Genomic DNA, 1,801 nt, shown 5'->3' on the forward strand with positions numbered 1-1,801 from the left:
TAGCTGAACAACTAAAGAAACAGCAGAAAACAAAAAAGCTTGTAGAAAAAACGTCGTTTTCTCTACAAGCTGAGCCTGTTCTCATTAAAAGAACAGGCTTTTTATTTTTTCCTGAGAATGCAGAGGAAGGGATTTGACAAGCCGATAGAGAATTGATAGGAAAAACAGACAAGAAAGGAGGAAAATCTGCTCCATTCACCAATAGAAAACCATCATTTATACCCCTCGCTTAAATAGTTCCTTAGACTTTCGAAAAGCAGATGCAACTAAAGTAAAATATTAGCGTAAAATATTAGGTGTTTGTTTGAAAGTGTAAAGGTCGAACGATGCTGAAATTGCTGCCAATTGTTTGAAAAGGGTTTAATTTGCTGAAAAAGTGACGATAAAACTGATGTATGCCATTTTTGGAAAGAAAATACTAGCTGTTTTTTGCGCATAAACAGTTTAGGAGGTTGAATGAATGAAAAAGAAGATTGTAGCCGGCTTGGCTGTTTCCGCAGTTGTTGGGTCATCGATGGCCGCAGCACCCGCGGAAGCAAAAACGATTAAAGTGAAAAACGGTGACTCTCTTTGGAAACTTTCCCGCCAGTACGATACGACAATATCAGCTCTGAAATCCGAAAACAAATTGAAATCAACGGTGATTTATGCCGGACAAAGCCTTAAGATTCCTAAGAGCAGCAAAAAAAGCGCGACATCTCCATCAAACTCAAGCAAAACGTCAACATACACAGTTGCATATGGTGATTCGTTATGGATGATTGCTAAAAATCATAAAATGAGTGTTTCTGAGCTTAAAAGTGTAAACAGCCTGACAAGTGACCTGATTCGTCCCGGACAAAAGCTTAAGATCAGAGGGACAAGCAGTTCAAGCGGCTCAAATGGATCGAAAAAAAACAGCGGTTCCAATTCTTCAGGCTCGTCAAAAAGTACATATACAGTTAAGCTTGGTGACTCACTGTGGAAAATCGCTAACAGCTTACATATGACAGTAGCTGAATTGAAAACATTAAATGGCTTAACATCAGATACGCTGTACCCTAAACAGGTACTCAAAATAAAAGGGAGCAGCTCGTCCAAGAGCGGAAACAGCGGTTCCAAGAAACCGTCAAATTCCAATTCTTCAAAAACAGCTACATACAAGGTGAAAGCAGGCGATTCGCTGTGGAAAATCGCGAATCAGCTCGGAGTTACGGTGCAAAGCATCCGTGAAAAAAACCATTTATCATCTGATGTCTTGCAAATCGGACAGGTTCTGACGATTTCGGGAACATCAAAATCTAACAATTCAAATCATACAGCGCCAAAAGACAACTCGGGATCAAACATTCAAATAGGGTCGAAGATTGACAGAATGATAACAGAAGCGAAAAAATATGTCGGGGTGCCATACCGATGGGGCGGAAACACGCCTGCCGGTTTTGATTGCAGCGGTTATATTTATTACCTCATTAATAAAGTATCCTCGGTATCAAGATTAAGTACGGCAGGGTATTGGAATGTGATGCAACAAGTCAGCCAGCCGTCAGTAGGGGATTTTGTCTTCTTTACCACATATAAATCCGGTCCTTCTCATATGGGGATTTATCTGGGCGGCGGAGACTTTATTCATGCAAGCTCATCGGGCGTCGACATTTCCAATCTCAGCAATTCATATTGGAAACAGCGCTACTTGGGCGCAAGAAGCTATTTTTAAAAATGAGTATGACAAAAAGCCTTTTTATAGGCTCAGACTGTCGAGAAAATCTCGACAGTCTTTATTTTTTCCTTAAAATACCCATTCACGTGTAATAAAATAAAA

Annotated in this window: 1 protein-coding gene; it reads left to right on the top strand. The window is 40.1% G+C overall.

Translation table 11 applies throughout. The features are described from left to right. Nucleotides 1-460: 460 nt before the first annotated feature. Nucleotides 461-1,696, top strand: coding sequence for a C40 family peptidase (locus tag ACY3LV_RS20860; protein WP_464864446.1), 1,236 nt, complete (start codon nt 461-463; stop codon nt 1,694-1,696). Nucleotides 1,697-1,801: the final 105 nt, after the last annotated feature.

It is taken from the genome of Bacillus sp. 11C (genome assembly GCF_055486375.1).

Excerpts from the sequence above, each read along its gene's own strand:
- ACY3LV_RS20860 (WP_464864446.1), top strand. The coding sequence starts at position 461 with ATGAAAAAGAAGATTGTAGCCGGCTTGGCTGTTTCCGCAGTTGTTGGG.